Here is a 13,396-nt window from a genome sequence, read left to right as displayed (position 1 = left end):
GGTCACCACCGGGCCGAGGACCGGTCCGGTGGTGACCAGTCCGTGCGTGCCTCTCGCGCCGGGACGCCGAGTGTGGTTGTCTCGGCACGTGGGAGCCGATGTCGAGCAGGCCAGGTACACACGCGAGCAGCGGCAGCAGTACCGGGAGAAGGTGCGCCGCGACCTCGACGTGTTCGAACGCATGCTCGGCAAGAGCGAGTTCGAGTTCGACCGGCCCATGACGGGTCTCGAGATCGAGCTCAACCTCGTCAACGAGGACCTCGGCCCCAAGCTCGACAACAAGACGGTGCTCGAGCAGATCGCCGACGAGGACTACCAGACCGAGCTCGCGCGCTACAACATCGAGCTCAACGTCCACCCGCGCCCGCTGCCGGGTGACTCGGCCATCGAGCTCGAGCAGCTGCTGCGCGAGTCCCTCAACCGGGCCTCTGCCAAGGCCGCCGAGGCCCACGCGGGCATCGTCGCCATCGGCATCCTGCCGACGGTCATGCCCGAGCACTTCGAGGGCGACTGGATCAGCGAGAACATCCGCTACGCCGCCCTCAACAACGCCGTCCTCGACGCCCGCGGCGAGGACGTCTGGCTCGAGCTCGAGGGCCCGACGGGCGAGCGGATCGCCCGCTACTCCGACAGCCTCGCACCCGAGTCGGCGTGCACGTCGATCCAGCTGCACCTGCAGGTCCAGCCGGAGCGCTTCGCCGACCACTGGAACGCCGCCCAGGTCCTCGCCGGACCGCAGCTCGCGCTCGGCGCCAACTCGCCGTTCTTCCTCGGCCAGCGGCTCTGGGCGGAGACGCGCATCCCGTTCTTCACCCAGGCCACCGACACCCGGTCGGTCGAGCTGAAGAACCAGGGCGTGCGGCCCCGGGTCTGGTTCGGCGAACGGTGGATCACCTCGATCTTCGACCTCTTCGAGGAGAACGTCCGCTACTTCCCGGCACTGCTGCCCGAGCTCTACGACGAGGAGCCCGAGGAGGTCTTCGAGCGGGGTGAGGTGCCCGAGCTGAGGGAGCTGCGCCTGCACAACGGCACGGTCTACCGCTGGAACCGCCCGATCTACGACATCGTCAGCGGCCGCCCGCACCTGCGCGTGGAGAACCGCGTCCTGCCGGCGGGCCCGAGCATCGCCGACGTCATGGCCAACGCCGCGTTCTACTACGGCACGATGCGCGTCCTCGCCGAGGAGGACCGTCCGGTGTGGACCAGGATGAGCTTCTCGGCCGCCGAGTCGAACTTCGAGGAGGGCGCCCGCCTCGGCATCGACGCCCGCACCTACTGGCCGGGCCTGGGCGACGTGCCCTCCACGGAGCTCGCCCTGCGCCGCCTGCTCCCGATGGCCCACGAGGGCCTCGAGCGGTGGGGCGTCTCGGGAGCCGTGCGGGACCGCTTCCTGACGATCATCGAGCAGCGCTGCCTCACCGGCGTCAACGGAGCGTCGTGGCAGACCGAGTGCGTGGCCCGCCTCGAGGCGCGCGGCCTGACCCGTGACAAGGCCCTGCGCGAGATGCTGCGTCACTACATCGAGGGCATGATGGCCAACGAGCCCGTGCACACCTGGGAGCTCCCCCGGAACTGACCGCAGCGGCGGGTCCCGTTGCGCCACGGCACAGCCCGCGTATGCCGTGTGCCCGGGGCACACGGCATACGCCCCCTTCGTGCGGGGCTCAGTCGGAGAGCAGGCGCCAGGGGGAGAGGTTGTACATCCCGAGGCACCGCGTGGACCGGTGGTGCGTCAACACGCTCATCGAGCCCGCGTCGAGGATGAGCTGCTGGCCGAACCGGGGGTCGAGCCCGAGGTAGGTCGCGGTGAGGACGCGCAGCGCGTGGCCGTGGCCGAAGAGCGCGACGTCGCCGTGCTCGAGGTCCGGCCACACCTTGTCGATGACCTGCTGGGCTCGCGCCGACACCTGCTCGACCGTCTCCCCGGGGGTCACGCCGGGCTGCACTCCGTCGACGAACACCTCCCACGGGTGGCCGATCTCGGCGCTGATCTGCTTCGTCGTGATGCCCTCGTACGCGCCGTAGTCCCACTCGCGCAGCAATGGCTCGACCTCGAAGTCCCCGAGGCCCGCGAGCTCGGCCGTGCGCTTGGCGCGCTGGAGGGGGGAGACGAGGACGCGCTCGAACCGGTGCTTGCGCAGTACGTCGGCGAGCTCACGTGCCGCGGCCTCGCCCTCCGGTAGGAGCGGGAGGTCGGTCGTGCCGGTGTGCTGTCCGCTCAGCGACCACTCGGTCTCGCCGTGCCGGAAGAGGTAGATGTTGCCGGGGACGACACCGTCGGGGGAGGCCATCCGGCCACAGTAGCGGCGTGGCAGACCCTTCGACCCTGCCGTCCGGGCCGGCGCTCGGGCACACTCGGGTGCATGGACCTGCCCTTCCACCTGCTCAACGTCTTCTCCATCGAGGGAGAGCCCTTCTCGGGCAACCCCCTCTGCGTCTTCCCCGAGGCGGGTGCACTCTCCGACGACGAGATGCTCGCGTGGGCACGACAGTTCAACCTCAGTGAGTCGACCTTCGTGACGTCGCTCGGCGAGGGCGCCACGACGGGTGAGGCGGCCGTGCGCATCTTCACCCCCGGCCACGAGATGCCCTTCGCCGGGCACCCCACGCTCGGCACCGCGGAGGTCGTCGCGACGCTCGGCGGGGGGCTCGACAGCGTGCAGCTCAGCATGCCGGCCGGACGCATCCCGGTCGGGCGCGTCGACGGTGGCTGGCGCCTCGCGGCCCGGCCGGCGACGGTGCGCGAGGTGACGTCGAGCGGCGCCGAGCTGGCCGAGGCGCTCGGCATCGAGCGCGTGCTCGTCGTGCGCTCCGACGCGTCCTGGGTCGACGCCGGCGTCGAGCAGCTGCTCGTGCGCCTCGACTCCGTCGACGCCGTGCGGGCCTGCGACCCCGACGCGCACCTCATGGACGCCCACATGACGTCCCCGCCGCGGGCACCGCACGTGTACGTGTGGGCGTGGACCGGGCCCAAGAGCATCGAGGCCAGGCTCTTCTACACCCAGGGTCAGGCGGTCCTCGAGGACCCGGCGACGGGGTCGGCGTGCGCCAACCTCGGTGGCTGGCTCGTCTCCCAGGGCGCCCGCGACGTCTCGGTGGTCGTCAGCCAGGGCACGGCCGTCGGGCGCCCCTCGCGCCTGCTGCTCGACATCGACGCCGAGGGCGCCGTCCACGTGGGAGGACGCGTCGAGACGGTCGGCCGCGGCACCTGCTCACTCGGCGCGGTGCGGGCCTGACGTGCCGGTCTGGATCGGGTTCCTCCGCGCCGTCAACGTCGGCAAGCGGCAGGTGCGCATGGCGTCGCTGCGCACGCTGCTCGAGGCGGAGGGCTACGAGGACGTCGAGACGCACATCCAGAGCGGCAACCTCAAGGTCCGCTCGGCCACGCGCAGCGCGGCCAAGGTCGAGGCCGACCTGCGCCGGGCCATCAGCGCCGAGTTCGGTTTCGACGTGCCGGTCGTCGTGCGCACCCCGGCGCAGCTGCGGACGCTGGCCGACGAGGCCGACGCCCTCGAGTCACCGATCGGCGCGGACGCGAAACGCTACGTGACGTTCATGACGGGCGACCTCGACCCCGAGGGCGTCGCCGCGCTGCACGAGTGGGACGCCGCCACCGAGGGCGCCCGCGTCGTCGGCCACGACATCGTGCTCTTCCTCTCGGACGGCGTGCAGGCGGCCAAGCTGTCCAACGCCCGCATCGAGAAGCTGACGGGAGCGGTCGGCACGGCTCGCAACATCACCGTCGTCCGGGCCCTCGCCGAGAAGTGGGGCGGCTGAGCGCGCCGACGGACCGCCACGAACCGGAGCGACGCCGCGCCCCCGTGCTCGCGGCATACGCCATGGCGGTCGGTCGACCGCGCGCGTTTCAGAGCCGGGCGCGGCGGACGAGCTCGAAGCAGACGACGGCGGCGGCGGCCGAGACGTTGAGCGACTCGACGCCCGCGGCCATCGGGATCGCGACCCACGTGTCGACGAGGTCGGCCACCTCGGGCGTCAGCCCCGCCGTCTCGCTGCCGAGCACGAAGGCGACGGGCTCGGGCAGGCGGGCCGCGAAGAGGTCGTCGTCGCCGCCGGCATCGAGCCCGACGACGTGGAAGCCGGCCCGCTTGAGGTCGGTCACCGCGTCCCCTGCGGTGAACGCCTTGAGGATGGGCGCCCGGAAGGCGACGCCGGCCGAGGCCTTGACGACGAGCGGGTCGAGCGAGGCGACCCCCTTGCGCGGGACGACGATGCCGTCGACGCCGGCCGCCGTGGCCGAGCGGAGGATCATGCCGACGTTGGCAGGCGTCGTCACGCCGTCGAGCACGAGCACGGCGCGCAGCGAGCCGGCATCCTCGGCGAGCGCCGCCTCGAGAGGCCGCATCCGCGGCGCGACGACGTCGGCGAAGACGCCCTGGTCCTGCCGTCCGTTGCCCGCGAGCTTCTTGACGCGCTCGGCGCTCGCGTACTGCACCTCGACACCCCGACGGCGAGCCGCCTGCTGGATCTCGCGCAGGCCGCTGCCACGGGCGCCGTCGGCGATGACGACCTTGTCGACGAGGAGGTCACCGTCGAGGAGCACCTCGTGGACCGGGTTGCGGCCGTAGACCGTGATGAAGCGGTCCTTGGGGGAGATCTCAGCGCTCACCGCGACAGGATCCCACAGCGCCGGCGCCGCACCGGACCGCACGGGAATGGGGGAGCACCCACTGACGTTCGGTATGATTGAATCATCAATCAAAAGGAGCTGGGACACATGCAGTTCGGGATCTTCACCGTCGGCGACGTGACCACCGACCCCACGACGGGCCGTACGCCGACCGAGCACGAGCGGATCGAGGCCACCGTCGCCATCGCCAGGAAGGCGGAGGAGGTCGGCCTCGACGTCTTCGCGACCGGACAGCACCACAACCCGCCCTTCATCCCGTCGGCCCCGACGACGACGCTCGCCTACATCGCCGCGCAGACGGAGCGGATCATCCTGTCGACGTCGACGACCCTCATCACGACGACCGACCCCGTGCGGATCGCGGAGGACTACGCCACCCTGCAGCACCTGAGCAACGGGCGCATGGACCTCATGATGGGCCGCGGCAACACCGGCCCGGTCTACCCGTGGTTCGGCAAGGACATCCGCGACGGCATCCCGCTCGCCATCGAGAACTACGCGCTGCTCCACCGGCTGTGGCGCGAGGACGTCGTCGACTGGCAGGGCACGTACCGCACCCCGCTCCAGGGCTTCACGTCGACGCCGCGCCCGCTCGACGGCATACCGCCGTTCGTCTGGCACGGCTCGATCCGCAGCCCCGAGATCGCCGAGCAGGCGGCCTACTACGGAGACGGCTTCTTCTCCAACCACATCTTCTGGCCGGCCAGCCACACGAAGCAGATGGTCCAGCTCTACCGCCGCCGCTTCGAGCACTACGGCCACGGCAGCGCCGACCAGGCGATCGTCGGGCTCGGCGGACAGGTCTTCATGCGGAAGAACAGCCAGGACGCGGTGCGCGAGTTCCGTCCCTACTTCGACAACGCACCCGTCTACGGCCACGGTCCGTCGCTCGAGGAGTTCACGAGCCAGACCCCGCTCACCGTCGGCAGCCCGCAGGAGGTCATCGAGAGGACGCTCGGCTTCCGTGAGTACGCCGGCGACTACCAGCGACAGCTGTGGCTGCTCGACCACGCCGGACTGCCGCTCAAGACCGTCCTCGAGCAGCTCGACATCCTCGGCGAGGAGGTCGTGCCGGTCCTGCGCAAGGAGTTCGCCGCCCTCAGGCCCGCCCACGTCCCGGACGCGCCGACCCACGCGAGCCAGCTCGCCGCCACAACCCCTGACAAGGAGCTCATCCCGTGACCGCCTTCCGTCTCGCCGTCATCACGGCGGGCATCACGCAGCCGTCGTCGACGCGCCTGCTCGCCGACCGCCTCACCGAGGCCACCGTCCGGGCGCTCGCCGGGCACGACGTCAGCGAGGTCGTCGTCGAGGTCGTCGACGTGCGCGACGTCGCGCACGACCTGACGAACCACGTCCTGACCGGCTTCGCCTCGCCCGACCTGCACGTGCGTCTCGACGCGATCACCGAGGCGGACGCCGTCGTCGTCGCCACCCCGGTGTATGCGGCGTCGTACAGCGGGCTGTTCAAGATGCTCATCGACGTGCTCCCCAAGGACGCCCTGCGTGACACCCCGGTGCTGCTCGGCGCGACCGGTGGCACGGCCCGCCACTCCCTCGCGATCGACCACGCCCTCCGCCCGCTCTTCGCCCATCTCGGCGCGCTCGTCGCGCCGGTGGCGGTCTTCGCGGCCAGCGAGGACTGGGGCAGCGTCGACGCGGGGCGGCTCGGCGAACGGATCGAGCGAGCCGGTGCGGCCTTCGCGAGCCTCGTCAGCGGCTCCCCGCGGGCCGATCGGGTCGACCCGTTCGAGCAGGTCACGCCCTTCGAGTCGATGCTCACCGGCCTCCGCGCCCGATGACGCGAGCACCCGGTCGGCCCTTCGGGGCCTGACCGGGTGTCGTCACGTCCGCGGCGACGCAACACGCTGGGGAGTCCTCCCCATGGCCGCGTCGGGCGGCTCCCACCTACCGTGGGGCCACCGTCGACAGGAGGCCACCGTGCTCTACCGCAAGGGTGCTGACCCCGAAGCCCTGGAGCGCGCCGCTCGCGAGCTCACCGCGTGTGCCACCGAGGTGGACGGCATCCGGTCGACCGGGGCCCGGGCGCTCGCGGTCATCGGCCGCTCGTGGGGTGGCGACGACGCCCACTCGGCCCAGGAGAGCTGGCGCTCCACCTCGGCAGCCCTGTGGGCCCTCGGCTCGACGCTCGAGTCGATGTCGCGGCGCCTCACCGACAACGCGCGGGCGCAGCGAGGCACGAGCGGTGGCAACGGCCTTGTCTCCGGCCCGTCCGGCTTCCCCGACGTGTTCCCGGGGCTCGGCGGATCGGGCTCCGTCGGACCCGGCGCCTCCGCGGAGCCGACCCCGCTCGGTGAGCAGGTGCGCGGGACGTCACCGCAGGCCATCGACCTCGAGCTCGCCCACGTGGCCGACAACGTCTACCACCCGAGCGCGGTCGACGGTTGGACCCCGCTGGACGCCGACGCCCTCGCGGGCCTCCGCATCGACCCGGCCAGCCTCCACCGCGGCGACGGCTTCGACGCAGCCGTCTACCGCAACGACGAGGGCCAGTACGTCCTCGCCTTCGCCGGCACGTCCTCGCTCACCGACTGGGGTACCAACCTCCAGCAAGGGGTCGGGGCCCTCAGCGGTCAACACCTCCAGGCGATCGCGCTGGCCCAGGGCCTCGCCCGGGCGGTGGGCAGCGAGAACATCGTGATCACCGGCCACTCCCTCGGTGGCGGTCTCGCGAGCACCGCCTCCGTCGCCACGGACATCCCCGCCGTGACGTTCAACGCCGCGGGCGTGCACCCCAACACCGTCCTCGCCGCGACGGCCCGTGGCCAGGAGGACGCCGGCTACTCCTCGGGCCAGATCCGCAACTACCACGTGCGCGGAGAGCTGCTCACGACGCTCCAGAACCCGCTCGGCTCGTTCGTCGACCACGTGCCCTTCGTCGGCGACGACCCTCTCCCCAACGCCCTGGGCACCCAGATCGCGGTCAACCCCACCCACGGGCCCGAGATCTCGGTCTCGAAGTGGGCGGGGCTCGCCGGCACCTTCGCGCCGGCCGTCGTCGGCATCGAGGCCGGCCTCGACGTCTTCGGCTGGTCCAAGAACGCCCATGGTGGCGACTCCGTCGTCGACGCCATGGAGGCGAGCACATACTTCGGCAAGCAGTGACGGCTTCCGAGGTGGCTGGAGGCCCGTCATCCGAGGTCCAGCCGGTCGACGACGAGGTCCGCGATGGCGAGGGAGGCGGTCGCTGCCGGTGACGGCGCGTTGCGGATGCACAGGACGGAGCCGACCCGACTGAACCGGAAGTCCTCGACGAGCGCCCCGTCCCGATCCAGTGCCTGCGCCCGGACCCCGGCAACGGACGGCACGACGTCTGCGTCGTCGATCTCAGGGACGTAGCAGCGCACCCGCTCGAGGAACGCGTGGCGACTCAGCGATCCCAGGACCTCGTGCACGCCCGTCCGCAGGTTGGCGCGGGCGAACCGCAGGAACCCACGGGAGGAGACGAGCTCCCGGACGAGGTCGAGGTCGACGTCCCGGCGCCGGTAGCCCTCGCGAGCGGTGGCGAGAACGGCATTCGGACCGAGCAGCACGCCGCCGTCGACGCGCCGCGTCAGATGGACCCCGAGGAACGGGTAGCGGGGGTCGGGTACCGGGTAGACGAGCCCCCGCACGAGGTGTTCGGCCGACGGCACGAGCCGGTGGTACTCGCCACGGAACGGCACGATCGCCGGGTCGGGACCGTCGCCGGCCAGTCTCGCGAGCCGGTCGGCGTGCAGCCCACCCGCGAGAACCACGCGGTCGGCGACGAGGCGTCGCCCGTCTGCGGCACTCACCTCGACGCGACTGCCGCGGCGGTCGAGTCCGGTGACCTCGAAGCCCGTGACGACCTCGGCACCCGCGGACGCCGCGTCCGCGAGCATGGCCAGGGCGACGAGGGCGAAGTCGGTGATGGCCGTCGTGGGGGAGTGCAGCGCCGCGAGTCCCACGACGTGCGGCTCGACCTCACGCAGCTCACCCGGTCCGAGCCGACGCAGCCCCGGCACCCCGTTGGCCCGGGCGCGGGTCTCGATGGCGCGGAGAGCCTCGTCCTGGGCCTCGTCGAGCGCGACGACGAGCTTGCCCACCTCGTCGTAGGGCAGCCCCCGGTCGGCGCAGTAGCGGCGCAGACGCCGACCGCCCTCTCGTGAGAGCGCCGCCTTGACCGAGCCGGGCGCGTAGTAGAGGCCGGCATGGACGACACCGCTGTTGCGGGACGTCTGGTGCCGACCCGGCGCCGTCTCCTTCTCGACGACGGTCACCTCGGGGCGCCGCGTCGAGAGGGTGAGCCTGCGGGCCACTGCCGACCCGACGATGCCGCCGCCCACGACGACGACGTGGGGGCGGGTCACCCGTCGTTCACCCTGCGGCCGCCGCCGCCTGCTCGGCCGCGGCGACGTCCGCCCGCGTCGGTGCCAGCACGTGGGCGGCGTACGGCTCCGGGTGACGGCGCAGGTAGACCTTGATGTACGGGCACAACGCGACGATGGAGCGGCCCGACGCGAGCGTGGCGTCGAGGGCGTACGCGGCGAGGCGCCCGGCGAGACCCTGGCCTTCGTACGCGGGACTGACCTCCGTGTGGAAGAAGACGACGCGGGCGGGCGCCTCCGGTGTGGCACCCGGCAGGACGGCGTAGCTCGCCACCCCGATGACGCGGTCCCCGTCGCGCAGCTCGAAGCGCCCGCGGCCGGGGTTGTCGGACACCTCGATTCCGTCGTGCCCACCGTCGCCGGCGACGATCCGGCCCTCACCCGTCTGCTCGGTCATGAGCCCAGCATGGCAGGGTGGCCCCATGGCGAAGTACTTCGACGTGCACCCGGTGGACCCTCAGCCGCGCGCGATCGGGCAGGCGGTCGACATCCTGCGGTCCGGTGGGCTCATCGCCTACCCCACCGACTCGTGCTTCGCCCTCGGCTGCTCCCTCGACAACCCGGAGGGCAAGGAGCGCATCCTGCGGATCCGGCACCTCGACGACAAGCACCACTTCACGCTCGTGTGCTCGGACTTCGCCCAGCTGGGCCAGTTCGTGCACCTCGACAACTCGGTGTTCCGCGCCATCAAGGCGGTGACCCCCGGCCCGTACACCTTCATCCTGCCCGCGACGAAGGAGGTGCCGCGACGCCTGCTCCACGCGAAGAAGAAGACCGTGGGTGTGCGCATCCCCGAGCACCCGGTCGTCCGCGAGCTGCTGCGGGAGATGGGTGAGCCGATCCTCTCCAGCACGCTGCTCATGCCCGACGACGACGAGCCGATGACCGAGGGCTGGGAGATCAAGGACCGCCTCGACCACGTCATCGACGCCGTCATCGACTCGGGGGAGTGCGGCCTGGAACCGACGACCGTCGTCGACTACTCCGACGGCTTCCCCGTCGTGACCCGCGTGGGGGCAGGGGACCCGAGCCCGTTCGAGTGACGGGCCCGCGCTGACGCCGCGTGCCCCTGTCGCAAGGGCGCCAGGTGCTGTTCAATCGGGCCATGAGCGACGCTGCGCACGACGTCCGACCGACGACGGAGTCGGTGACCTCGCTGCTCGCGGGGCTCGACGAACACGACCGCGAGACGATCGAGCTGAGGCTCGAGCGGTGGTCCGACGACCTCGTCGCAGCACTCATGGTCCTCTACCCCGAGCACGATGTCTCGGCGCTCGCCCTGCGCCTCGTCGAGAGCGCTGTCGCCGGCTACCGCCAGCGCTCGTCCGAGCTGCGACGCCTCGACCAGCGCCGACTGCTGCGGCCCGACTGGCTCCAGCAGCCGGACATGTTCGGCTACGCCTGCTACACCGACCGGTTCGCCGGCACCCTCGACGGGCTGCGGGGCCGAGTGGGCTACCTCCGCGACCTCGGGGTCAGCTACCTGCACCTCATGCCGCTGCTCCAGCCCCGAGACGGGGACAACGACGGCGGCTACGCCGTCCAGGACTACCGCACCATCCGCTCGGACCTCGGGGACGTCGAGGACCTGGGCCGGCTTGCCAGCCACCTTCGGGGGCAGGGCATCTCGCTCGTGCTGGACCTCGTGCTCAACCACGTGGCGCGCGAGCACGAGTGGGCCCGACGCGCCCGGGCGGGGGAGTCGCACTACCGGGACTACTTCCACGTCTACCCCGACCGCGTCATGCCGGACGCCTACGAGCGCACGCTGCCGGAGGTGTTCCCGGACTTCGCGCCCGGCAACTTCACGTGGGACGAGGAGCTCCGTGGCTGGGTGTGGACGACCTTCAACGAATGGCAGTGGGACGTCAACTGGGCCAACCCCGACGTCCTCGTCGAGTACGCCGACATCGTCCTGTACCTGGCCAACCTCGGTGTCGAGGTGCTCCGGCTCGACGCCATCGCCTTCACGTGGAAGCGGCTCGGTACGAGCTGTCAGAACCAGCCGGAGGTCCATGCCGTCACTCAGGCACTCCGCACCGTGGCGCGCATCGCGTGCCCGGCACTCGCGTTCAAGGCCGAGGCGATCGTCGGACCGCGTGACCTCGTGCAGTACCTCGGGCAGGGCGAGCACGCCGGCCGGGTCAGCGACCTCGCGTACCACAACAGCCTCATGGTGCAGGTCTGGTCGATGCTCGCGACGGGCAGCAGCGGACTCAGCAAGCAGGCGCTCACGGCGCTCCCGACGACCCCGCCGAGCGGCACGTGGATCTGCTACGTCCGGTGCCACGACGACATCGGGTGGGCCATCGACGACGGGGACGCGGCGTCAGCGGGTCTCGACGGCTATGCCCACCGCCGGTTCCTGTCGAACTGGTACTCCGGCGACCACCCCGGGTCGTGGGCGCACGGTCTCGTCTTCCAGCACAACCCTGCGACCGGCGACAAGCGGATCAGTGGCACGGCGGCATCGCTGACGGGGCTGGGCGACGCACAGGCACGCGACGAGGAGGCCGGGATCGGTCAGGGACTGGCGCGCCTCTTCCTGGCCCACGCGGTCGTCGCCGGCTGGGGAGGTATCCCCGTCGTGTGGAGCGGCGACGAGCTCGGCCTGCCGAACGACCCGGACTGGGCGCGTGAGCCCGGTCACGAGGGCGACAACCGGTGGGCGCACCGGGAGCGGCTGGACTGGGCCGTCGCAGCGCGGCGCAACGACCTCGACACCGTCTCGGGGAAGGTCTTCCAGGGCCTGCGCCACCTGGCGAGCGTGCGCGCGGGGCTGCCGCAGCTGCACGCCTCCGCGCAGACGAGGGTGATCCTCGAGACCGACGACGGGGTGCTGGCGGTCGTCCGCACGCACCCGAGCGGCTCGATGGTCTGCGTGTACAACGTCACGACGTCGTGGCAGACGGTCGAGGTCCGCCACTTCGCGGAGGTCGGCATCACGCATCCCTTCGACGCGCTCGGCGGCTACCCCGTCTTCGCTGGGGCGGACGGCCTGGCGTCGCTGAGTCCGTATGCCGCGTGGTGGATCGTCGAGGCCCCCGTGGACGTCGTGCACGCCTGACGACGGAAGGCTCTTGGTAAAGGTTGTGCATTAACCTTTACCAAGGAGGTGCCTTCGACATGGAAACGACGTGGCCCGCGCTCGGCTCGACGACGGTCCCCTGGCAGCCCGTCGAGGGTCTGCTCGACCTCTCGCGACGCGCCCAGCGGTCCACCCCCGCCACGTTCGAGGCGGCCGTCGTGCCCGTGATCGCCCGGGCCGAGCTCGTGCTGCCCGGCGACCTCGCCGCCGACCTCGACGAGGCCACCCGGCTGCTCGCGACCTTCGACGCCGGGGGAGCCGGGGAGATCGCCCCGTTCGCCTCGGTGCTGCTCCGGTCCGAGAGCGCAGCGAGCTCACAGATCGAGAATCTCACCTCGTCCGCACGAGCCCTCGCCGAGGCAGAGATCGGCGAGGGCAACCGGGCCAACGCCGCGGTCATCCTCGGCAACGTGCGCACCATGCAGGCCGCGCTCGACCTCGCCGGGCGCCTCGACGAGGACGCCGTGCTCGCGATGCACCGGGCTCTCATGGCCCAGCAGTCGCAGCACCCGGCCGGCCACTGGCGTGAGCAGCAGGTCTGGGTGGGAGGGTCCCCCCTCCACCCGGGGGAGGCGCAGTACGTACCGCCCGTGGCCTCCGACGTGCCGGCACTGATGGCCGACCTCGTGACTTTCATGGACCGCGACGACCTGCCGCCGCTCGCCCACGCCGCACTCGCGCACGCCCAGTTCGAGACCATCCACCCCTTCACCGACGGCAACGGGCGCACCGGGCGGGCACTGCTCCACTCGGTCCTGCTCCACACCGGCGCCATCCGTCGGGTCACCGTGCCCATCTCCGCCGGCCTCCTCGCCATCCGCGACGACTACTTCGCGGCACTGACGGCCTACCGCGGGGGAGAGGTGGAGCCCATCCTCAGATGCGTCGCCGAAGCCGCGCGCAACGGCACCCACATCGGCGAGGGGCTCGTCGGGACGCTCCGACAGGTGCGCGCCGACTGGGCGGCGACGGTGACGGCCAGAGCCGGCTCCGCAGCCTGGTCGATGCTCGACCTGCTGCTCCGCCAGCCCGTCGTCACGGCGCGGGTCGTCGTGCGCGAGCTCGGTGTCTCGGCTCCCACGGCACAGGCCGCCCTGCATCGGCTCGTCGACGACGGCATCCTGCTCGAGTCGACCGGGCACCGACGCAACCGCGTCTACCGCGCCCCGATGGTGCTCCGCGCGCTCGATGCGTATGCCGCGGACTTGGGGCGACGTGCTCGGTGATGAATCCGCTTGCAGCACAACGCAATTGGCCCATAATCGACATTATGCAACGCGTCGCCTGGCG

Annotated in this window: 13 protein-coding genes; 9 read left to right on the top strand and 4 right to left on the bottom strand. The window is 71.6% G+C overall.

Going from position 1 to position 13,396, the window contains the following annotated elements:
- Nucleotides 1–88: 88 nt before the first annotated feature.
- On the top strand, nt 89–1,576 hold the full coding sequence (locus NR112_RS17505; RefSeq protein WP_256795576.1) for a glutamate--cysteine ligase: 1,488 nt from the start codon (nt 89–91) through the stop codon (nt 1,574–1,576).
- Between the two features lie 88 nt (nt 1,577–1,664).
- Here NR112_RS17505 and NR112_RS17500 read toward each other — a convergent pair whose 3' ends face one another.
- Entirely contained in the window at nt 1,665–2,291 is a 627-nt protein-coding gene (locus tag NR112_RS17500; protein WP_056777132.1) for a histidine phosphatase family protein, read from the bottom strand.
- Nucleotides 2,292–2,363: 72 nt separating this feature from the next.
- Between NR112_RS17500 and NR112_RS17495 the strand changes: the two genes are divergently transcribed.
- Both NR112_RS17495 and NR112_RS17490 read left to right on the top strand, forming a co-directional pair.
- Complete coding sequence (locus tag NR112_RS17495; protein WP_256795575.1) at nt 2,364–3,236, top strand: PhzF family phenazine biosynthesis protein; 873 nt, start codon at nt 2,364–2,366, stop codon at nt 3,234–3,236.
- Between the two features lies 1 nt (nt 3,237).
- Nucleotides 3,238–3,777, top strand: coding sequence for a DUF1697 domain-containing protein (locus tag NR112_RS17490; RefSeq protein ID WP_256795574.1), 540 nt, complete (start codon nt 3,238–3,240; stop codon nt 3,775–3,777).
- 88 nt (nt 3,778–3,865) lie between these two features.
- Here the strand turns inward: NR112_RS17490 and NR112_RS17485 are convergent, their stop codons facing one another.
- Nucleotides 3,866–4,627 carry an RNA methyltransferase gene (locus tag NR112_RS17485; RefSeq protein ID WP_256795573.1) on the bottom strand — a complete coding sequence of 254 codons (762 nt, stop codon included), beginning with the start codon at nt 4,625–4,627 and terminating at the stop codon, nt 3,866–3,868.
- A gap of 108 nt (nt 4,628–4,735) precedes the next feature.
- On the opposite strand from NR112_RS17485, the gene NR112_RS17480 reads away from it, so the two are divergent.
- The 3 genes from NR112_RS17480 to NR112_RS17470 all read left to right on the top strand — a co-directional run bounded on the left by NR112_RS17480 (nt 4,736) and on the right by NR112_RS17470 (nt 7,774).
- Complete coding sequence (locus NR112_RS17480; protein WP_256795572.1) at nt 4,736–5,830, top strand: LLM class flavin-dependent oxidoreductase; 1,095 nt, start codon at nt 4,736–4,738, stop codon at nt 5,828–5,830.
- Nucleotides 5,827–6,450: a CE1759 family FMN reductase gene (locus NR112_RS17475; RefSeq protein ID WP_256795571.1), complete on the top strand. Its 624-nt coding sequence runs from the start codon at nt 5,827–5,829 to the stop codon at nt 6,448–6,450. The genes NR112_RS17480 and NR112_RS17475 overlap by 4 nt, the downstream gene beginning before the upstream one ends.
- 139 nt (nt 6,451–6,589) lie before the next feature.
- On the top strand, nt 6,590–7,774 hold the full coding sequence (locus NR112_RS17470; protein WP_256795570.1) for an Mbeg1-like protein: 1,185 nt from the start codon (nt 6,590–6,592) through the stop codon (nt 7,772–7,774).
- Between the two features lie 26 nt (nt 7,775–7,800).
- On the opposite strand, the gene lhgO is transcribed toward NR112_RS17470, so the two are convergent.
- Both lhgO and NR112_RS17460 read right to left on the bottom strand, forming a co-directional pair.
- Nucleotides 7,801–9,000: an L-2-hydroxyglutarate oxidase gene (lhgO, locus tag NR112_RS17465; RefSeq protein WP_256795569.1), complete on the bottom strand. Its 1,200-nt coding sequence runs from the start codon at nt 8,998–9,000 to the stop codon at nt 7,801–7,803.
- Nucleotides 9,001–9,007: 7 nt separating this feature from the next.
- Nucleotides 9,008–9,415, bottom strand: a complete 408-nt coding sequence (locus tag NR112_RS17460; RefSeq protein WP_256795568.1) for a GNAT family N-acetyltransferase — start codon at nt 9,413–9,415, stop codon at nt 9,008–9,010.
- A gap of 25 nt (nt 9,416–9,440) precedes the next feature.
- Here NR112_RS17460 and NR112_RS17455 point away from each other — a divergent pair, with 25 nt between their 5' ends.
- The 3 genes from NR112_RS17455 to NR112_RS17445 all read left to right on the top strand — a co-directional run bounded on the left by NR112_RS17455 (nt 9,441) and on the right by NR112_RS17445 (nt 13,332).
- Complete coding sequence (locus tag NR112_RS17455) at nt 9,441–10,061, top strand: L-threonylcarbamoyladenylate synthase (RefSeq protein ID WP_056777102.1); 621 nt, start codon at nt 9,441–9,443, stop codon at nt 10,059–10,061.
- Between the two features lie 62 nt (nt 10,062–10,123).
- Nucleotides 10,124–12,085 (top strand): amylosucrase, encoded by a 1,962-nt coding sequence (locus NR112_RS17450; protein WP_256795567.1) that lies wholly within the window; start codon nt 10,124–10,126, stop codon nt 12,083–12,085.
- A gap of 59 nt (nt 12,086–12,144) precedes the next feature.
- Entirely contained in the window at nt 12,145–13,332 is a 1,188-nt protein-coding gene (locus tag NR112_RS17445; protein ID WP_256795566.1) for a Fic family protein, read from the top strand.
- The last annotated feature ends 64 nt before the right edge of the window (nt 13,333–13,396 follow it).

It is taken from the genome of Terrabacter sp. Ter38 (assembly GCF_024519435.1).
In the GTDB taxonomy this organism is placed as follows: domain Bacteria; phylum Actinomycetota; class Actinomycetes; order Actinomycetales; family Dermatophilaceae; genus Terrabacter.
This window is presented reverse-complemented; position numbering and strand designations above follow the sequence as displayed.